At 44.2% G+C, this 19,226-nt stretch carries 17 protein-coding genes and 2 pseudogenes; 4 read left to right on the top strand and 15 right to left on the bottom strand.

Annotated elements, in window-relative coordinates; all coding sequences use genetic code 11:
- The first annotated feature begins 610 nt into the window (after positions 1-610).
- The gene (locus UJ203_RS05530) at positions 611-1,447 is read left to right on the top strand and encodes a sialate O-acetylesterase (protein WP_322008981.1); all 837 of its coding nucleotides are present in this window, start codon (positions 611-613) and stop codon (positions 1,445-1,447) included.
- A 91-nt stretch (positions 1,448-1,538) separates the two neighbouring features.
- On the opposite strand, the gene UJ203_RS05525 is transcribed toward UJ203_RS05530, so the two are convergent.
- From UJ203_RS05525 to UJ203_RS05510, 4 genes and pseudogenes are all read right to left on the bottom strand, one after another.
- Positions 1,539-2,810, bottom strand: a complete 1,272-nt coding sequence (locus tag UJ203_RS05525; RefSeq protein ID WP_322008979.1) for a glycoside hydrolase family 30 beta sandwich domain-containing protein — start codon at positions 2,808-2,810, stop codon at positions 1,539-1,541.
- A gap of 81 nt (positions 2,811-2,891) precedes the next feature.
- Entirely contained in the window at positions 2,892-4,430 is a 1,539-nt protein-coding gene (gene xynD, locus UJ203_RS05520; protein WP_322008977.1) for an alpha-L-arabinofuranosidase, read from the bottom strand.
- 64 nt (positions 4,431-4,494) lie between these two features.
- Positions 4,495-4,630, bottom strand: a pseudogene (locus tag UJ203_RS05515) (malonyl CoA-acyl carrier protein transacylase); the annotation flags it as partial.
- Between the two features lie 345 nt (positions 4,631-4,975).
- Positions 4,976-5,126 (bottom strand): annotated as a pseudogene (locus UJ203_RS05510) (6-carboxyhexanoate--CoA ligase); the annotation flags it as partial.
- Between the two features lie 273 nt (positions 5,127-5,399).
- Here UJ203_RS05510 and UJ203_RS05505 point away from each other — a divergent pair.
- The 3 genes from UJ203_RS05505 to UJ203_RS05495 all read left to right on the top strand — a co-directional run bounded on the left by UJ203_RS05505 (position 5,400) and on the right by UJ203_RS05495 (position 7,377).
- Complete coding sequence (locus UJ203_RS05505; RefSeq protein ID WP_202853120.1) at positions 5,400-5,807, top strand: GtrA family protein; 408 nt, start codon at positions 5,400-5,402, stop codon at positions 5,805-5,807.
- Between the two features lie 6 nt (positions 5,808-5,813).
- Entirely contained in the window at positions 5,814-6,707 is an 894-nt protein-coding gene (gene galU / locus UJ203_RS05500) for a UTP--glucose-1-phosphate uridylyltransferase GalU (RefSeq protein ID WP_322008973.1), read from the top strand.
- A gap of 73 nt (positions 6,708-6,780) precedes the next feature.
- The gene (locus UJ203_RS05495) at positions 6,781-7,377 is read left to right on the top strand and encodes a DedA family protein (RefSeq protein ID WP_014113955.1); all 597 of its coding nucleotides are present in this window, start codon (positions 6,781-6,783) and stop codon (positions 7,375-7,377) included.
- Between the two features lie 46 nt (positions 7,378-7,423).
- On the opposite strand, the gene UJ203_RS05490 is transcribed toward UJ203_RS05495, so the two are convergent.
- The 11 genes from UJ203_RS05490 to UJ203_RS05440 form a co-directional block, all read right to left on the bottom strand.
- Complete coding sequence (locus UJ203_RS05490) at positions 7,424-8,623, bottom strand: DHH family phosphoesterase (protein ID WP_322008970.1); 1,200 nt, start codon at positions 8,621-8,623, stop codon at positions 7,424-7,426.
- 168 nt (positions 8,624-8,791) lie between these two features.
- Positions 8,792-10,321 carry an acyl-CoA carboxylase subunit beta gene (locus UJ203_RS05485; protein ID WP_322008968.1) on the bottom strand — a complete coding sequence of 510 codons (1,530 nt, stop codon included), beginning with the start codon at positions 10,319-10,321 and terminating at the stop codon, positions 8,792-8,794.
- Positions 10,322-10,340: 19 nt separating this feature from the next.
- Positions 10,341-11,123, bottom strand: a complete 783-nt coding sequence (locus UJ203_RS05480) for an enoyl-CoA hydratase (RefSeq protein WP_322008966.1) — start codon at positions 11,121-11,123, stop codon at positions 10,341-10,343.
- A gap of 16 nt (positions 11,124-11,139) precedes the next feature.
- Entirely contained in the window at positions 11,140-12,042 is a 903-nt protein-coding gene (gene ldeG, locus UJ203_RS05475) for a hydroxymethylglutaryl-CoA lyase (protein ID WP_322008964.1), read from the bottom strand.
- Between the two features lie 15 nt (positions 12,043-12,057).
- Positions 12,058-12,279 (bottom strand): acetyl-CoA carboxylase biotin carboxyl carrier protein subunit, encoded by a 222-nt coding sequence (locus UJ203_RS05470; protein ID WP_024121611.1) that lies wholly within the window; start codon positions 12,277-12,279, stop codon positions 12,058-12,060.
- Positions 12,280-12,293: 14 nt separating this feature from the next.
- Complete coding sequence (locus tag UJ203_RS05465) at positions 12,294-13,628, bottom strand: acetyl-CoA carboxylase biotin carboxylase subunit (protein ID WP_322008961.1); 1,335 nt, start codon at positions 13,626-13,628, stop codon at positions 12,294-12,296.
- A 13-nt stretch (positions 13,629-13,641) separates the two neighbouring features.
- Positions 13,642-15,291: an AMP-binding protein gene (locus tag UJ203_RS05460; protein WP_322008959.1), complete on the bottom strand. Its 1,650-nt coding sequence runs from the start codon at positions 15,289-15,291 to the stop codon at positions 13,642-13,644.
- 41 nt (positions 15,292-15,332) lie between these two features.
- Entirely contained in the window at positions 15,333-16,475 is a 1,143-nt protein-coding gene (locus UJ203_RS05455; protein WP_322008957.1) for an acyl-CoA dehydrogenase family protein, read from the bottom strand.
- Between the two features lie 79 nt (positions 16,476-16,554).
- Positions 16,555-16,797, bottom strand: a complete 243-nt coding sequence (locus UJ203_RS05450; protein ID WP_322008955.1) for a TetR/AcrR family transcriptional regulator — start codon at positions 16,795-16,797, stop codon at positions 16,555-16,557.
- Between the two features lie 301 nt (positions 16,798-17,098).
- Positions 17,099-18,634 carry a glycoside hydrolase family 10 protein gene (locus UJ203_RS05445; protein ID WP_322008953.1) on the bottom strand — a complete coding sequence of 512 codons (1,536 nt, stop codon included), beginning with the start codon at positions 18,632-18,634 and terminating at the stop codon, positions 17,099-17,101.
- A 144-nt stretch (positions 18,635-18,778) separates the two neighbouring features.
- Positions 18,779-19,171: a DUF1360 domain-containing protein gene (locus UJ203_RS05440; protein ID WP_322008952.1), complete on the bottom strand. Its 393-nt coding sequence runs from the start codon at positions 19,169-19,171 to the stop codon at positions 18,779-18,781.
- Positions 19,172-19,226: the final 55 nt, after the last annotated feature.

Here is a 19,226-nt window from a genome sequence, read left to right as displayed (position 1 = left end):
AAAAGGACACCTTCACCAACCGGTAAAGTCTGTCCAAAATGGAGTCGAATTTATACGTAAGTTACTGGGGCTGAATAGGCTACGTAGTCACTATCACATTAGTTCACTAACTTTTCCCTCGCTAACCAAGTCCTCCTAATAATTCCCCTGCCTTAGACCCCTCCCCTATATTACAATAAAGTTATTTAAATACGCCCATTAGACTTTTCCAGAAAAGGATCATTTTGTTGAATAAATAAGAGGGATAGCAAAATACCCTTAAAAACTTGACTAAAACGATTCAACCTAATAATAAATTTCGCTATAATTCACATTAAAGGGGATGCTTACAGATGGATAATCACTTAAGAATGTCTGGTACCTCTTCCGCTCATGAAAAGCCTATTATTGGAAAGGCGATACTTTGCATGGGCGAAATGTTTCTAAGTCATTTTCTCCATTTTAGAATCTTGCCGGATTTTTTCTAAATAGACCCCAGCAAAATGCTAGGAGAAACACGTGATGACCGTAAAGTTTATTAAAAATGAACAGTTAAATATTATAAAAAACAGATTGCTTTGATTAACAATTTATTTTTTTGTTAGAGAAATACAAGGAGGCATAAAAAATTATGATACATTCTTTTTTACTAGTTGGTCAATCAAATATGGCTGGACGCGGATTTTTAAAGGATGTTCCAATGATTTGTAATGAACATATAAAAGTTCTACGAAATGGAAGATGGCAAATCATGATGGAACCTATAAACTATGATCGAGCTTTTGCAGGGGTTGGTCCTGCGGCTTCTTTTGCAGCTGCATGGTGCAGAAAAAATGAAGATAAAGAAATAGGTTTAATACCATGTGCTGAAGGTGGCACAAGTCTAGATGATTGGTCAGTAGAAGGACCACTGTTTGAACATGCTATCTTACAAGCAAAACTTGCAAAGCGAAGCAGTAAGTTAGAGGGAGTTTTATGGCATCAAGGTGAAAATGAATGTTCTTCAGGACGTTCTAAACTTTATCATGAAAAATTTTTAGAAATTGTTGAGGCGTTTCGTCATGAACTTTGTGAGCCAGATCTACCTATTATCATAGGTGGAATTGGTAACTATTTAGGAAGTGGTTTTCTTGGTCATTACTTTCCAGAACATTCTGAGGTGAATCAGGAATTACTGAAGTTTGCTAAAAAGGAAAAGAACTGTTATTTTGCAACAGCATTGGGACTAACACCTAATCCTGACGGTATTCATTTGAACGCAGTTTCACAGAGAATATTTGGTCTTCGATATTTTGAGGCATATAATAAGCGAGAGCATATATTAGAACCCCTAGAAGGGGAAGAAAATGCTATTAATATCGATAGTGAAAGACCTTTAACAAAGACTGAAAAGACTGCAATACTAGAAAAACAATTTGCTGGAGGAGAGATATCTTTAGAAGAGTATCAATCGCAGTTGATGAGTTAAAATCGAGAAAAATGTACATACATTTCTGTCAATTGTATCGTTACACATCCTTCTTCTCTTCTTCCTGCAGTCCCGCTTGCCTGAGGTGCCCTTAACGATTTGCGACAAATGTTGTCACGCTTTGAGCTGGAAGATGGGCCCAAAAATGATTCCCCGTTACATTGAGATTTGTTCCAGGTTGAAGATTGCTGCTTCCGCTTGTTATCCACCTAGATACCTGAGAAGCAGATCCATTCTGCAACACAAAGTTTTGGTTGACCCCTGTGTTGCTTTTGTTAATGGCAACAATAACGACCTTGTTGTCACCTTTATAGGCTGACACGTAAACGTTCGCATTAGGATTTTTCGTTGCATCAACCCTTACATAGCCGGGACGCACAAACTTCGAGAAATGAGCCATATTGTAACCGCGTTTGCTGATCGTACCGTCTTCTTTCATAGGACCGTAAGATCTGCGGATGTACCACCAAACATAAGATTGAAAATCTCCCTCCACCATTGAATGGTGAATATGCTCTGAAACGCCTAATGCCTCGGGCCAGCGATCCGCTGAATTGTTGTCACTGTTTGGATAGTATACTTCCGTCATCCATAGCTCTTTCCCTGCTCCTTTTTGTTTGAAAAGAGGATAAGGAAACTGACTGATCTGAGTGCCGTACAGGTGAGTTCCGAGAATATCCATATTCCTTAGCGCCTGTGGATCGTTCAAAATGGGGTCCGATATATTTTTAAAGTACTGAAAAGATTCTGGTGCAATGACACGTGCATTAATGGAACCGGCATTTTCTCTCATGAAACGAAGTATTTCTTGCGGAGTCCACCACGTCCATTCGTGTGCATAATCAGGCTCGTTTTGAACAGAAATCGCATAAAGATTCACGCCATTATTCTTCATGAAGGTAACAAAATCGTTAAGATGCTGCGCGTATGCGGCGTACTTATCGTATCTTAGCCGTTTAGCTGATGTGTCACCATTACGATTGAAAGTCTCAACCATATCGCTTGGAGGATTCCAGGGAGAAGCAAAAACGATTGCTCCATGTTTGATCGCACTCTTTGCAGTCTCCACTTCTCTGTACCAATTATTTCTATTTTCATCCACATGAATTCTTAAGATTGAAAAACCTAACTGATTCTGTCCATTGCCAAAAGCAGTTTCTCTTTGAGCTGCTGTCAAATCTCCAATCCAAGCCGGGTGGTTCATGCCTCCAAAACCGCGAATCACTTGTTTTTCTGCAGACACATTAACTGTTACATCACTTGCTGCCAAAACTTCAGTAGCACCTGGCCCGGTTAACATTACTGACAGCATAGTGAAACATACCAATAATACACAAATTGGTTTTTTCACGCTTGAAATCATTTTTTCCTCTCCTTGTCTTTTACGGTATTAGAAAAATCTGATCTGTCTCCTTATATTACAAACAAAAGGTTTTTTCCTCTGCTATCTTTGCGTAAACTGCCAGTAATCAAAATTAAACAAGTTTCCTGTACCTGTTCCGGTAAATACGAAGAAAACTTTGTGCACACCGGTTGCACCGCTTACCGCAGTTTCTATTTCTCTCCAGGTTTGCGCTCCCCCTGTGGAAGGTACATTCAGGGTTCCTGCAAGCTTACCGTTTGCACTGTCGAGGCGCACTTCTATTTTCCCGCCTATAGTGGATGCTACATTTGCTTTAAACGTTCTGGCACCGCCCGCCCCGAAGTCTGCATTTCCTACAGCAATCCAGTCTCCGTTATGAATGCTTGTTACATGTTGATTATTTACCGGCCCGCCGGTTGCTGAAGATTTCTCGGTCAAAATGCGTCCATTCCAGGCAAACGTTTCAGCTTCTACCCGGTTATATGGATTCAAATTGGAAAGCTGTGTTACGCCTGCATAATTTGCTGCAACCTCTTGAATGGATCCATCTGCATTGTGCACCAGCTTATTAATATGGGGAGAACGGTATCCTTTGCCGGCCCCGAACAAAGCGGAACTGACAGTTTGAGTATGGTACACCGCATACCACTCGTTTTTAAAATTGAAAACAGCATGGTGGTTGTTTCCGCCACCTCCGAAAAATGCTCCCGGATTTTTCAGGAAGTGCCCTCTATATGTAAAGGGACCCATGGGACTTGAGCTGGTCATGTAGCCGATCTCACCTGGGGGGTTATCGGCTGGGTGCGTGCCCCCGAAATTGATGCAATAGGAATAGTAATATTTTCCGTTATGCTTATGCATTCCCGAATCTTCAAACATAAAAGGCGCATCAATTGTAGCTGCACTTCCAACAACACTGGTCATATCAGGCCCCAATTTCATGACTCTTGCTGTTTTAGGATTGGCCCATTGCCCCTGCATTGGATTTGAACCGCCAGGGATGCCTCCCCCGGCATACAGGTAACCGGTGCCGTCATCATCTACAAATACTGCCGGATCAAAAAGCCATACAACACCAGACATTCCTGGCGTACTTGGCGTTACGAGCGCTTTTCCGATTGGATCGGTCCATGGGCCAATCGGACTGTCTGCGGTGAGAACCCCGATACCTCCGCCGCTGTTGGCGAAATAAAGGAAGAATTTATCCTTGCCATTTATCTTTTTAACTGCGACTGACGGGGCCCAGGACGCACCTGCCCATTTCGCAATCCCCTGGCCGCCATTAGCCCCGTTGGCACCTGCTACCGGAATGGCTCCGTGGTCTGTCCAGTTCACCATATCCTCTGAAGAGATGACGAATACTCTATTCAAATTGGCAAATGAGTTATCCTTAATCGTTCCGTTGCTATTATATTCATAGTCATCACTTGACATATAGATGTAGACTCTTCCGTTATAGGTCAGCGCAAACGGATCTGCTCCCAAATGATGGTCGATAAGCGGGTTTGAATTCCCTACATGTTTTGCAATTGTAGTACTGGCTGCATACGCAGACTCCCCAAATAAGCAACTCAATAATAAAGCAAGAATCCATAAACATACGCTACACTTTTTATTCATGACTTAACATCCTCCTTTTTTCTAAAAATGGGGGGTGATCACACAGGTCATGAAGGACACATAAATCGGATGCTGATCGTATCATCGAACTGTGAAAAAGCGCACGGACATTCAAATAAGTATATTTAGCCCCCCTTTTCCTCCGCCATCCTGATGACACATTCCACAGCTTGCCGATGCCTGAAAATCACATGCTGCTGGCAGGAAATCAAAAGGCAGGATTTTTCATGAGTTCCCTCCGATCACATTGAATAGAGATACAACATTATACAAAATATCCCTTTATCTAACATCCTAGCATGGTTATAATAAATGTGTATAGAATACTTTCGGAGGAATTATTGTTCGGTTTTACAAAGAAACTGGATACATTTATTCATTGAATATATATGGTGGGGCTGACACCGGAAAATCAGTCTTAAAAGGTTTTCAGGCGCAAAAAAAACAGCCGTTCAGAGCGGCTGTTTTTTTGCGTACAAGAACTATTGCGGTATACCCGCCGTCCATGACTACGGCCTGACCTGTGATGCCTTTTGCTTTGTCGCTGTCCCTCTTGAGTGCGAGAAGCCTTTATGTAATAAGCCATTCACCCCTTCCTGTAAACCGCTGTAAATGATGACCCGTTCTCCGCCTTGTTCATAGGGGGCGTCCTGGAAAGCTCTCATTCTTGACGCTGTAATGTGTTTCTTCCTGCATCATATTCCCCTCCTTTCTAACCTTGAGAATGAATGTTAACTAAATTCATAAAAGGTTAACAATTGTGCGGAATATTAGTGTTCCTCGTAAAATATGTCAACCTACAAGATCAAACTATTAACTTAATGAATCTGCAAGGCCTCATTATTTTTTCATGTTTTGTTCATATTTTAGTAATTGTTTATTCAACACTGTCCGCTAAAGTAATCCATATCAACAAATGTAACAGCCATCTGCATTTTTTATGAAGGGAGGTCAAAACCGGGTGCCGTTATGTTGAGAGAAAAAATAAAAACATTAGGCCGTTTTTGCACCGTAGGCGTCGGCAATACGCTGATAGATTTTGGTGTCTTCTTTCTTCTCACCGCTTGTCATGTCCCTTATCTGCCGGCACAGATCTGCTCCTATTCGGCAGGTATCATCAACAGCTATGTGTGGAACCGGAATTGGACGTTTCGTGTAAAACGTAAGGCTGACGGAAAAGAGATCGTGCGCTTTCTCATGATTAATATTGCCGCGTCGGGGATCACCTTTTTGCTGCTTTATTTATTTCAAAAAGGCGGCTGTTCGCTTTTGGTGAGTAAGCTCGCCGCCACTATCGGCGGAATGATGATGAATTTTATCGGAAACCGAATCTGGGTATTTGGAGATTCGCTGAAAAACATACAGGATCAGGAGTGAAGATGAATGAGAAAAAAAGTGAGAAAAGCGGTCATTCCCGCAGCGGGTTTAGGAACGAGATTTCTGCCGGCGACAAAGGCGCAGCCGAAAGAAATGCTCCCGATTGTCGACAAACCGGCAATTCAATACATTGTAGAAGAGGCCGTAGAGTCAGGAATTGAAGATATACTGATTATTACAGGGAGAAACAAACGCTCGATTGAAGATCATTTTGACCGGTCGGCGGAATTGGAATTCAATCTGCGGGAAAAAGGCAAGACGGAGACGCTTAAGGAAATACAGCAGATTGCCGATTTGGCCAATGTTCATTATATCCGCCAGAAAGAACCGCTCGGCTTAGGTCATGCTGTGCTGTGTGCGGAGCATTTTATCGGAGATGAGTCTTTTGCCGTTCTATTAGGCGATGATATTATGGTGTCTGAAAAGCCGACTCTTCGGCAATTAATGGATGTATACGCCGATTATGGCACAGAGGTTGTCGGTGTACAGTCTGTTCTCCCTGAGGATGTCAGCAAATATGGCATTATTCAGACATCAGGCTCTCAAGACCATGTGTATGAAGTGAACGATTTAGTTGAAAAACCGTCTCCGGAAGAAGCCCCTTCCGAAATTGCAGTGATGGGACGATATGTACTGAATCCTTCTATCTTCCGTGTTTTGAAGTCGATCGGCAGAGGCGCAGGCAATGAGATTCAATTAACAGATGCACTTCGTGAGGTTTGCCGCACCCAGCCTATTCATGCGCGGCTTCTGGAAGGAAAACGATATGACATTGGCGATAAATTGGGCTGTTTTAAAGCAAGCACCGAAATCGGCTTAATGCGTCCTGAAATGAGATCTCAGCTTTTAGCTTATTTAGAAGAAGTGCTCAAACGGGAAACAAAAGAAGTGCTGCGATAAAAAAATTTGTAACCATCTTGCTCGTCAATCAGTCATATAATAGTGAAAAAGATAAGGACAGGTTGTGAAGAATGTGGGCAGTTTGATAAGCGAAATTTTAACTTGGCTGACGAATATGGGATATGCGGGCATTGCAATTGGGTTGATGATCGAAATCATACCGAGTGAAATTGTATTGGCCTATGGCGGCTATATGGTATCGGAAGGCACGATTGGATTTATCGGCGCCATCATTGCGGGGGTTATCGGGGGCACCATTGCCCAGATCTTTATTTATTGGATCGGACGCTATGGCGGCAGGCCGTTTTTGGACAAATACGGGAAGTACTTATTGATTAAAAAGCATCACATTGACATGTCAGAAAACTGGTTTCAAAAGTATGGTACGGGGGTTGTCTTCTCGGCACGTTTTATACCGGTTGTCAGACATGCGATATCAATTCCCGCAGGCATTGCCAAAATGCCGTTTCTCAAATTTGTGGTACTGACTGTACTTGCTATCATTCCGTGGTCTATCCTGTTTGTTTATTTAGGCATTCAGCTCGGAAGCCAGTGGGATGACGTTGAGAACATTGCGGGCACTTATACTACACCGATTATGATACTGGCTATAGTCGTCATTGCACTTTATTTTGTCATAAAAAAACGCACAGCCATTTTTAAACGATAGCTTATGGATATGCATAGGGATGACTCTCCCCTATGCATATTTTTTGTTATTTTCGATGATGATTTGAAAGCTTCATATGTTCCGCTAAAAATGCGACAAACACTTCATCACGTACAAGAGATGCCTCGTAATTCCTTTTAATAAACCATTCTGCTTCCTCAAAAGCCGCGAAAGTTTCGTCCTGTGTCTCCCCGTTAATTTGAATGTTCCATGCGTTGTCCAAAGGAAACAGGAAGAATCTCATTTGTTCGCGATTTTCGTATAATGAGCCGTTTGCCGACCCTTTCAGATTATAGAAATTACGGAATGCATCTGGGCGGACCGGTTCCATTCGGAATGCTTCAGCTACAAACAAATCGTATACTTCGTCCGTTATGGAACAGCCTGAAGCCTTCGCATGCCCCCCGCCTCCGTACCGGCCTGCTACTTCTGAAACATCAATGTAATCATGAATGGTGCGCAAGCTGGCTCGTTTTGATCCCATGCTTAAAATGGCAATGTAATCAAGATGCGGATTGTCTTTTCCGAGTCTGTTTCCGAGTTCAGAATGGTACGATTCTGCATGAACGATGCCTACACAGTGTTCGTGAACAAAGGTTTGCACCATTTCTCTTTTTTTCCTGCGAAGGTAGCGCTCGATTTTCTCTTCTTCTAAATCAAGCAGTTTCACTTCAAATTCATCAAAGAAGAATTCGTCGTGGGCAGAAAGCCGCTGAATCATTTTTTGTTCAAATTCATCGATTGAAAGCAAAAAGAAAAGGTCATTGAGCCGCTTTGCCTGTTTTTGATCGTACTGCTCCCATTCCCAAGTGTCGTATTGGCGGATGAGCTCTGTAAATTGATCTAAGGCGTTTGTCGGCTTCATCAGATCATTTTGGACAAGATAGTCGTATAAAAGAGATGTGGCCGATGCAAGACGTCCGTCATCGTATTCCACCTGGACAAATCCCCACTCATGCTCATTCAAATGAAGGGCTGTTTTATGGTGGTCAATCAGTTTCACTTTTCCGCCCGCATGGACATACTCGTTCAGCCTTTTTTCATTTTCTTCATTGACAGCAAGATCCGTGATAAATAAGGCATCGTGTCTGCTGCTCTCTTTTGCTTTTTCTAAGAAGTATTGGACTTGAGCATTTAAGCCGTTGACAGAGTTATAACGGACCTCAACTTCTTTCCCGAAAGCCAATTTCGCAACGATCCCGCACCCTACTCCGTCCAAGTCGTTATGTGAATATAAATGGTACATAATAAAAGGCCCCTTTTTATCATACTGGAGATTGCCGCTATAGGTGTGCGGCAGCCTTTATTTACTATTGTAAAAAACAGAGGGTTTTATGCACAGTTGATTAGTTTACATAATAAAATTATCTAAAACAATAAAAAGAGCGCTTATTCACGCTCCTGGTACTTCCTTTTAAACTGGATAAACCGGATGTTTTCGATTGGTGAATGTTATTTCCTTTGTCATGTACGCCATAAGCCGTTTGTGCAATTCTTCGCGCAATGAATTGGCTGGGATAACAGCGTCAATGATCATCTCTGAAGCCAAGCGGTATATATTGATGTCCTCTTTGTACTCCTCCCGTTTGCTGCTGATAAATTGAGCCCTCTCTTCTTTCGGCAGCTCGGAGATTTTTTTGGCATAGACAGCGTTTACGGCTGCTTCAGGGCCCATTACGGCGATTTGTGCGGTTGGAAGCGCTATGCAGCAATCCGGTTCGAAAGCCGGTCCGGCCATAGCATATAATCCCGCTCCATAGGCTTTTCTCACAATTACAGAAAGCTTGGGGACGGTTGCTTCTGACATCGCTGAAATCATTTTGGCTCCATGGCGGATAATTCCGGCCTGTTCTACCTTTGTGCCGATCATAAAGCCGGGGATGTCCGCTAAGAACAGCAATGGAATATGAAAGGCGTCGCATAATGTGATAAATTTAGCGGCTTTGTCCGCTGAATCGTGGAATAAGACACCGCCTTTTACTTTCGGCTGATTCGCAATAATTCCGACAGGCTGTCCGTGAATCCTCGCTAGACCTGTAATGATTTCCGGTGCAAATAAGGCTTTGATTTCAAAAAAAGAGCCTTCATCTATTACACGATCGATCAGCTCAAACATATTAAAAGGTGCATTTTGGTTTTGCGGAATAACGTCGGAAAGCGGTAAGTCAAAGGGCTTTGGCGGCCGTTTTTCTTGTACAGGCGCTTTTTCTTTATAATTTGCCGGAAAGTAAGATAAATATGAGCGTGCCAAGTGAATGGCTTCTTGTTCAGTTTCTGCGAGAATATCTCCGCAGCCGGAAACTGAACAATGCATGCGGGCGCCTCCCATCTCTTCAAGTGACACCTTTTCACCGATCACCATTTCTGCCATCCGCGGCGAGCCTAAATACATGGACGCGTTACCGTCTACCATGACGACAATATCGCAGAAGGCAGGAATATACGCACCCCCAGCTGCGGACGGGCCGAATAGAAGGCAGATCTGGGGAATGCGCCCTGACAATTTGACCTGATTGTAAAAAATTCTCCCTGCGCCTCTTCTACCCGGAAATACATTGATCTGGTCGGTGATTCTGGCGCCTGCCGAATCGACTAAATAAATGAGCGGACAGTTTAATTTTTCTGCTGTTTCTTGTATTCTGATGATTTTTTCAACTGTTTTTGCTCCCCAGGAGCCTGCTTTCACTGTAGAATCATTTGCCATGGCGCAGACGGTTTGGCCGCCGATTTTACCGATGGCTGTTATGACTCCGTCGGCGGGAAGCCCGTCTGACATACATTCTGCAAAAAAAGCGTCCTCAAGCTCGATGTCATCGTCAAATAAAAGGGCAAGCCGCTCTCTAACAAAGAGCTTGCCTTTTTCTTGGTTGCTGCGATGATACTTCTCCGCTCCGCCTTTTTGTATCCTTTCCGCCCGTTCTGTTCGTTCTTTTTCATAATCCATAAGGCATTTCCTCCGATCTTTATTCTCCCGTGTATACGGCACGTCTTTTTTCTTGAAAGGCTTGAAGTCCCTCTGTCCTGTCCTTTGTCGGGATCGTGTGTTCATATGCTTTTTGTTCAATTGATAATCCCGTTCCAAGATTTGTTTCCAATCCTTTATTGATCGCGAATTTAGCCTGGCGGACGGCAATTGGTCCGTTAGCTGAAATGGCTTCTGCCAGTTCCTCTGCTTTCGCCATAAGCTCACAAGAAGCCGTAACATGCTCTACAAGGTTTATCTCTTTGGCTTCATGTGCGGTTATGCGTCTGCCTGTATAAATGAGTTCTTTTGCTTTTCCTCTGCCGATCAGACGCGGAAGTCTTTGTGTCCCTCCTGCGCCTGGGATAATGGCTAAAGCCGTTTCCGGAAGGCCTAACGTAGTGTTCTCTGCTGCTATTCGGATGTCGCATGCCAATGCCAATTCAAGCCCCCCTCCTAAAGCACTTCCGTTTATGGCTGCTATCACCGGCTGCGGCAAGGCTTCGAGTAAAGCAGCGGTTCTGTGAATGAAGGATACACTTTTGAGAACCTGATCTTGTTTCATTTTTATTCTTTCTTTTAAGTCTGCTCCCGCACAGAACGCTTTTTCACCGGCGCCTGTCAGGATGACGCAGCGGATTTTCGTGTTGAATTCAATTTCTTGGAGAATGGATTGCAGATCTCTAAGCATTTCTGCCGAAAGGGCATTTGCCACATGGGGCCTGTTAAGGGTGATGACAGCAATGTGTTCTGTTTTTGCAGTGAAAAGAATAGATTCTCCCATTGGTTTTTCCTTTCTTTTATAAAGATGATTTATACACCTGTAAATTTCGGCTCGGAAGATGTTTCCCGATTTTCTCCTCGATCCATTTGGCTGCTGGAAGTAACTTGGCGAGCTTTACGTTTGTTTCAATTCCCATTTGATCAAGCATGTACACGATATCTTCTGTCGCAGCATTTCCCGATGAACCTGGAGCATATGGGCAGCCGCCAAGCCCGCCCGTTGAGCCGTCAAATGTGGTAATGCCCATTTGCAGAGCGGTGAGAATGTTGGCGAGAGCCGTTCCCCTTGTATCATGAAAGTGGAGTGCGAGCTGGCTTGCCGGGAATCGTTTCAAAAGCGCTTCAAGTACGATTTCAACCTGTAAAGGATTTGCCGCGCCGATCGTATCTCCAAGCGATAGTTCAGAAATTCCGAATTCAAATAAAGATTCTGCCAGGCGAATCACTTGTTCGATCGGTACATGTTTTTCATACGGACAGCCGAAAACTGTGGAGAGATAGGCTCTTACTGTAAGATTTGCTTTTTTTGCGTCGTCTGTTACTTGTTTGAGAACTTGGAGAGTGTCAGCAGTGGATTTGTTGATGTTTTTTATGTTGTGTGTTTCGCTTGCGGACATAAAGACAGAAGCTTCGTCAATGCCCCCTTCCAGCGCATTCTCCAGTCCCTTTTGATTAGGGACAAGTGCTGCGTACGTGATGCCTTTTGCCCGGCTGATGCCTTTTGCCACATCTAGAGCATCTCGAAGCGCGGGAATCCATTTTGGATGAACGAAGGATGTTATTTCGATATAGGAGAGTCCTGTCTGGGAAAGCTGGTTATTCCAAGCGATTTTGTCTTCTGTTGCAAGCCACACCGGTTCGTTTTGCAAGCCGTCCCGCGGGCCGACTTCTCTTAACATGACTTTTTTAGGATAGGACATGGTAAGCCTCCATGATTATTGAGTTGGATCGTTCAGTTCGAGCAGCACATCACCTTCATTCACGAAATCACCTTCCTTTTTTTTCACTTCTTTGACTGTTCCGCTTCTCTCTGCAACAATCGGGATTTCCATTTTCATTGATTCTAAAATGGCAACTTCCTGGCCTTTTTCAACGTGGTCTCCGGCTTTGACATGCACCTTCCACAGGTTCCCTGCCATTTGAATGTGTATCGTCATGACAGCTGCCTCCTTTATAAGTTGTTTTTCAAAAAATCAGTTGTGACGTCTCCTTTTTTGAATGCTTCTAATGAAGCAGCCTGTAAGAGAAGCGGAATATTCGTTTTGATTCCTTCTATTCGATAGTTACGGAGCGCCTCCTTTAGCCTCTCAATCGCTTCCTCTCTGTTTGGGCCTTTGACGATCATTTTGGCGATCATCGGATCGTAAAAAGGGGTAACTGCGCTCCCTGTTGCTACTGCGCATTCGTGTCGGACTCCATATTGTTCCGGGAGAGAAAAAGCGGTGATTGTTCCCGGTGACGGATAGAAGGTTTTCGGATCTTCCGCATATATTCTGACCTCTATGGCATGCCCGTTTCGTTTTATGTCCTGCTGAGCGAACCTGAGAGTCTGTCCCTCCGCAACCCTTAATTGCTGTTCAACTAAATCTAAACCTGTAATTTCTTCAGTCACGGGATGTTCTACCTGCAATCTCGTATTCATTTCCAGAAAATAAAAGTTTTTATTCTCATCGACTAAAAATTCGATCGTTCCCGCATTGGCATAGCCAATCGCTTTAGCTGCTTTCACTGCCGTTTCTCCTATCTTCATTCTCAGCTCATCATCAACAAATGGAGATGGGGCTTCTTCAATGACCTTTTGGTGGCGTCTCTGGACAGAACAATCACGTTCAAACAGATGCACGGCATGCCCGTGGTGATCGGCAAGAATTTGAATTTCGATGTGGCGGGCGTGTTCAATCACCTTTTCTATATACATGGACCCGTCTCCGAAAAAATCTGCTGCTCGCTTTTTGTTTCCTTCATACGCCTTTATCAATGCTTCTTCGTCAGGAACGAGCTGCATTCCGATGCCTCCTCCCCCTGCTGAAGCTTTCAGCATAACGGGGTAGCCGATTTCACTCGCGGCGAGGCAGGCTGCCTGAATATCTCCAAGGGATTCGGAAACACCCGGCACTACAGGAACACCTGCCTCCTCCATTGCCTTTCGTGCTTCAATCTTACTACCCATTTTGGCAATCACAGCGGGTGAAGGACCGATAAACACAATGTTTTCTTCTTTGCAGCGTTGCGCGAAACGGCTGTTTTCTGACAATAATCCATATCCCGGATGGATGGCGTCGGCATTTGCCTTTTTCGCCGCCTCTATGATTCTCTCAATATTTAAATAGCTCTCACTGACTTTCGATTCTCCGATATAATAAGCCTCTGTTGCTGCCTTTGCATGGAGCGCACCTCTGTCTGCTTCAGAATATACCGCTGCCGTTTTGATCCCAAGGCGGCTGCACGTACGTATGATTCTCATTGCGATTTCTCCGCGGTTGGCAATCAGCACTTTTGTAAACAAATGAAATCACCCCTCATTGACTTGATGGTAAGTGAAACAGCTGAATCGTTTTTTCACGCAGCTTGTATTTTTGAATTTTGCCTGAGGCCGTCATAGGATACTCGTCTGTAAAGATGAAATAACGCGGAATTTTGTGGCGGGCGATTTTCCCTTTGCAATAGGCTTTCAGCTCTTCGGGTGAAGCTGTTTTTCCCTCTTTCAGCTTAATCCAGGCAGCTGCCTCCTCCCCGTATTTTTCGTCAGGCACACCAACTACCTGTACATCTAAAATATTAGGATGGCCGTATAAAAATTCTTCTATTTCTCTCGGATAAATGTTTTCACCGCCTCTGATGAGCATGTCTTTTAATCTCCCGGTGACGCGGCAGTATCCGTCTTCATCCATCACAGCGAGATCACCGGTAAAGAGCCATCCTTCTGGGTTGATTGCCTTCTGGGTAGCCTCTTCGTCTTTATAATAGCCCTTCATCACATGATAGCCGCGGGTACAAAGCTCTCCCTGTACGCCTCTTTGAACCTCATTAAACGTGCCGGGCTCCACAATTTTCACTTCGACCTCTGGCAAGGCTCGGCCGGTTGTTTCCACTCTTCTTTGGAAGGAATCATTAGCTCTTGTTTGTGTGATCACCGGCGAAGCTTCCGTTTGTCCGTAGGCGATTGTGATGTCTGTCATGCCCATTTTTTCAATGACAGCTTTCATCACCTCACTCGGACAGGATGATCCTGCCATGATGCCTGTTCGCAACGAGGACAGATCATAAGAATCAAAATCTTGAAGATGAAGCTCCGCGATAAACATCGTCGGAACACCGTGCAGTGCTGTGCATGTCTCGTTTTCAACCGTTTTAAGGACTGTAGCAGGTTCAAATTCTACAACAGGTACCATGGCTGCTCCGACGGTCACACATGCCAAAACGCCAAGCACGCAGCCGAAGCAATGGAAAAACGGAACCGGAATGCACATTCGGTCAGATGAGGTTAATTTCATACATTCAGCGATATTTGCGGCGTTGTTGATGACATTAAAATGAGTCAGCATCACTCCTTTAGGAAATCCTGTCGTTCCTGACGTGTATTGCATGTTAATGACATCATCTTTTTCAAGGCTGCTCATTCTTGCTTCCAGCTCGGCATCTGACACTGTTTGTGCCAACATCTCTGTATCGTCCCAATGATACATACCAGGTAAACGTTTTTCACCGATATAAATCAGTGTTTTTAAACACGGATAGCGTTCTGATTGCAGCTGCCCTGGCTCTGCATCCTTCAGCTCAGGAATTAAGCTGTTGAGGATCCCTGTATAAGAAGTGCCGCGATAGGAATCCATGACGATAAGTGCATCCGCATCTGATTGGCTCAGCAAGTAATCAAGCTCTTGGGATTGGTAATTTGTATTTACGGTAACGAGCACGGCCCCGATTTTTGCGGTGGCGAATTGAGCAGCAAGCCATTCCGGTATATTCGAGGCCCAAATGGCCACGTGGTCTCCCTTTCCAATCCCCATCTTCATGAGCCCTTTAGCGGTTTGGCGGCACAGCCTGTTGAATTGCGCGTACGTGTAGCGGAGATTCCGGTCGGGATAGACAACCGCTTCTTGATCAGGATAGGCTGCTGCCGTTTGCTCCAGCAGCCTGCCGATTGTGCAATGGATGAGTTCGGACATGTGTGGGTCCTCCTTTCACGAGATCAGAAAGCGTTTACATTTTATTTTAGAAGCTGTCTGGCGATCACGATACGCTGAATTTCTGATGTGCCTTCTCCAATTTCCATCAATTTTGCATCCCGCAGCATCCGTTCAACCGCATATTCTCTCATGTAACCGGAACCGCCGTGAATTTGAATCGCTTGGTTGCATGCCCTTGTTGCCATTTCAGAGGCAAACAGCTTGGCATAAGCCGCTTCTTTCGTAAACGGGCGCTTATGATCTTTCAGCCAGGCAGCTTTTAATACCATTTGCCGGGCAAGATCGATTTCCATCGCCATGTCGGCGAGTTTAAACTGAATGGCCTGAAAGGAAGAGATCGGCTGTCCGAACTGCTTTCGTTCTTTCGCATAGGCTAAGGAGGCTTCAAGTGCCGCTTGGGCAATGCCGACTGCAAGAGCGGCAATTGAAATGCGTCCGCCATCCAGGGTATGAAGAAACTGTTTAAATCCTTTTGAAGGGTCGCCGAGCAGGTAACTTGTGGGTACACGGACATCCTCAAGCAAAATTTCTGCTGTATTTGATCCGCGCACGCCCATTTTATCGTACGGGCTCGTTATGGTAAGGCCGGGTGTGTCAGTCGGAACAATCAATGCGGAGATGATATTATTTCCGCTCTCATTTTTGCCTGTCACTGCCGTCACAATTATCGTACGTGCATAGCTGGCATTTGTGATCCAGCATTTTTCGCCGTTAATCACATATTCATCACCATCTATCACCGCTTTCGTTTGCGTGCCTCCTGCATCAGAGCCGGCATTTGGTTCTGTCAGGCCGAATGATCCGAGTGCTTTTCCGGAAGCCAGAGGAATCAAATGCGCCCGTTTTTGTTCTTCTGTCCCGAAGTAATATAGAGGGCTTGCACCGAGTGAAACTGCAGCTGCATAGCTTAATCCTGTACTGCCGCATGCTTTGCCGATTTCTTCAACAGCTAAGGCATAGGAAATCGTATCTCCTCCTGATCCCCCGTATTCCTCAGGAAAGGGGATGCCCATCAGTCCGAGATCACCCATTTTTTGAAACGTTTGTATCGGAAATTCACCCGTTTGATCTACATGTTCTGCGTGAGGAGCAATTTCTCTCTTTGCAAAATCCTTTACCATTTCACGAACCATTTGCTGTTCTTTTGTCAGCTCAAAATTCACTTGGTTTCCTCCTTCACATCTTTGTAACATCCTATTAAGTGAATTCAGGAATCATTCCCTGACAAAAGAAGTCTGAAAATTAAAACGTCAGCGTTAAAATTAACCGGTGATAATAAGCATTTTCATTCGTTCGGGCTTTTGCTGACAGTAATACCTCTTTTCGCTTTTCGGTTGGCGGACGCTGATTATTCTTTACGTTTGCCCATGAACTGTCGCACACATGACGAACCACCTCCAGCAACAGGTTCTCTTTTGTGCGAAAATGATAATAAACCGTGCCTTGCGTGACATTTGCTTGTTCGGCAACTGATTTTAACGTCATTGTAGTCCCTTGATACTTCTCATAAATCCCCCACTTTTTTCTGATAATCTCGATCAAAATGGCTAATCATTTTATGTACTGTCTTTTATGTTATGTTTAGGAAGGATGCCGCGGTTTTCAAATACTTCGTCATGATCATAGATTGAAAATACATGTTGCAAGTGTTCCTCTTCGATCTTTTTTATAATATGAAATGCTCAGTTTCCAATACAGGTAATTCAGCACCGGCAATACGTTTCTTGTCTCATTCATAAAAATGCAATTTGTTGAAAAAGACGGCTAGTAAACAGCCGTCTCTGCGCTATTGATTTATTTTTCTTTTCGAGGCCTTGCTTTCGTTATGAAGTCGGTCTGCGGACGTGACATAATACGTATATGTTTTATTTGGTTCTGCCGTGTCATCCAGGAAGGTTTGCTTGTCGTTTGTTTTTCTTGCTGTGGCCAGCAATGTTTGCTCCTGTTTTCCTTCAGCCCTGTATATCGCATAATAGGCTGTTTCCTTTGTTTTTCGATTGGATGAGTGGTCTTGTATGTGCAGGAGGTTTCCGTTATCGTCTGCGGTTACTTTGATCAGTTTCGGTTTTTTCGGTGCTTTGCTGTCGAGCCAAGGCATTTCGGGTACCAATGCAGGCTTGCTGTACAGGTCGGTGATGAGTCTGTCTTTGATGCCGAGCGGATTTTTATTGAGGTCTTTGAGGCTGAAATGCATGCTTCCTTTCACCAGCTCCAGCTGACGGTTGAGATTGATTTGTCTGGCGTATTCTTCAGGGTCGAACCAAGGCGGGTCAAAATTGTTATTGATTTTATAGGCTGCCTGCCCGATGTATAAATGAACGGGTCTGTTTTTGACCTCGTTGCTCCACCAATCAGCCAGCACGTCATAAGCGGCTGCGTTGAAGCCGATGCTCCAGTAAATTTGCGGGGCAATATAGTCGATGTCGCCTTGCTGGATCCAGTGTCTCGTATCTGCATAAAGGTCGTCATAATTTCTGACACCTGCTTTGGTATTCGATCCGGTTGGGTCGTCTTCTGCGTTTCTCCATACACCGAATGGACTGATGCCGAATTTGACATATGGTTTTTCAGCTTTGATTGTTTGATTGATTTGGCTGACAAGCTGGTTTACATTATCTCTTCGCCAGTCATCAATATCGGGAAACGTGTCTTTCCCGTATTGTTCATACTGTACCGTATCAGGAAATTCCTGTCCGGCTATTTTATAAGGGTAAAAATAATCATCCATATGAACGGCATCAACGTCATAATGCTTTACGACTTCTTCAATGCCTTTGATGATAAAATCCCTCGCTTCAGGAATGCCGGGATTATAATAAAGCTGCTTTCCGTAAGCCACGACCCAGTCCGGATGCTTTCTTGCCGGGTGATCATCAGACAATTTATTGAGATCTGTATGGTTCATCGTAATGCGGTAAGGATTAACCCAAGCGTGGAATTCAAGATTTCGTTTATGGGCTTCTTCAATCATAAAAGCGAGCGGATCATAACCTGGGTCTTTTCCTTGAACACCAGTCAAATATTCAGACCAAGGCCCGTAAGCGGACGGATAAAAGGCATCGGCCGTCGGCTTAATTTGAACAATGACGGCATTCATTCCCATTGACTGAACGTCATCCAGCAGACTGAGATACTCCTGTTTTTGCGCTTCAATCGATAAGCCTTTTTTTGACGGCCAATCAAGGTTTAATACGGATGCAATCCATACGGCTCTCAGTTCCCTGTCTGTTTGTGCTTTGGCCAGATACGGAACGGATATGATTAACGTTCCGATGAGCAAGCTGACAAGAATACGTACAATCGGCTTTTGACAACCCTTCATTCTGCTTCTTCTCCCCCATTACATCGCTTTCACTATTCGTTATTACGGTATTCCCGGGCTGTAAAAGGGTGCTTAATCGGATTGAAGAAACCGGATTTATAACCGGCTGAACGTAAAAAAGCCCCGAAGCCTCTTTACCCTGCTTTAGGACTTTTTATCATTTATGAGAATTTGGACACTTTTTAACACGTCTACGAGTTTTATGCCTACGCCGACAGCTGATTCAAGAATGGCCTGTGCGCCTGCGATCGATAATATGAAAATCACCGGAACAGCGATATCAGGTAAAAAAAGATAGCCAAGCCCGATCAGGATGGCACACCAAACGCCCGCGCACCAGTAGCAATTTAACATATAGCCAAAGTTTGAGGACGGCACGTTTTTTTCATTCACATGCCCGTTTGCATCAACGGTTCTTTTCTTTTTCATAAAAGGTTTTCGGATGAATTCAGTAATTTTGTCGAATACAATTAAGTGTGTCAGCCTGTAACTCGCCAGTATCAGCATAAAAAAAGTAAGCCAAGATAGATGTTCCATGACAAGCCTCCAAGAAAAAGGATGATGTTATCATTCCCCGCTTTTTTGCATCCAT

This window comes from Bacillus sp. V26, assembly GCF_034296245.1.
Taxonomy (GTDB): Bacteria; Bacillota; Bacilli; order Bacillales; family Bacillaceae; genus Bacillus; species Bacillus halotolerans.
This window is presented reverse-complemented; position numbering and strand designations above follow the sequence as displayed.

Bases quoted from the DNA above. Each gene is read 5' to 3' on its own strand.
- UJ203_RS05530 (WP_322008981.1), top strand. From the start codon at position 611: ATGATACATTCTTTTTTACTAGTTGGTCAATCAAATATGGCTGGACGC.
- UJ203_RS05525 (WP_322008979.1), bottom strand. From the start codon at position 2,810: ATGATTTCAAGCGTGAAAAAACCAATTTGTGTATTATTGGTATGTTTC.
- xynD (WP_322008977.1), bottom strand. From the start codon at position 4,430: ATGAATAAAAAGTGTAGCGTATGTTTATGGATTCTTGCTTTATTATTG.
- UJ203_RS05505 (WP_202853120.1), top strand. From the start codon at position 5,400: ATGTTGAGAGAAAAAATAAAAACATTAGGCCGTTTTTGCACCGTAGGC.
- galU (WP_322008973.1), top strand. From the start codon at position 5,814: ATGAGAAAAAAAGTGAGAAAAGCGGTCATTCCCGCAGCGGGTTTAGGA.
- UJ203_RS05490 (WP_322008970.1), bottom strand. From the start codon at position 8,623: ATGTACCATTTATATTCACATAACGACTTGGACGGAGTAGGGTGCGGG.
- UJ203_RS05485 (WP_322008968.1), bottom strand. From the start codon at position 10,321: ATGGATTATGAAAAAGAACGAACAGAACGGGCGGAAAGGATACAAAAA.
- UJ203_RS05480 (WP_322008966.1), bottom strand. From the start codon at position 11,123: ATGGGAGAATCTATTCTTTTCACTGCAAAAACAGAACACATTGCTGTC.
- ldeG (WP_322008964.1), bottom strand. From the start codon at position 12,042: ATGTCCTATCCTAAAAAAGTCATGTTAAGAGAAGTCGGCCCGCGGGAC.
- UJ203_RS05470 (WP_024121611.1), bottom strand. From the start codon at position 12,279: ATGACGATACACATTCAAATGGCAGGGAACCTGTGGAAGGTGCATGTC.
- UJ203_RS05460 (WP_322008959.1), bottom strand. From the start codon at position 15,291: ATGTCCGAACTCATCCATTGCACAATCGGCAGGCTGCTGGAGCAAACG.
- UJ203_RS05450 (WP_322008955.1), bottom strand. From the start codon at position 16,797: ATGACGTTAAAATCAGTTGCCGAACAAGCAAATGTCACGCAAGGCACG.
- UJ203_RS05445 (WP_322008953.1), bottom strand. From the start codon at position 18,634: ATGAAGGGTTGTCAAAAGCCGATTGTACGTATTCTTGTCAGCTTGCTC.
- UJ203_RS05440 (WP_322008952.1), bottom strand. From the start codon at position 19,171: ATGGAACATCTATCTTGGCTTACTTTTTTTATGCTGATACTGGCGAGT.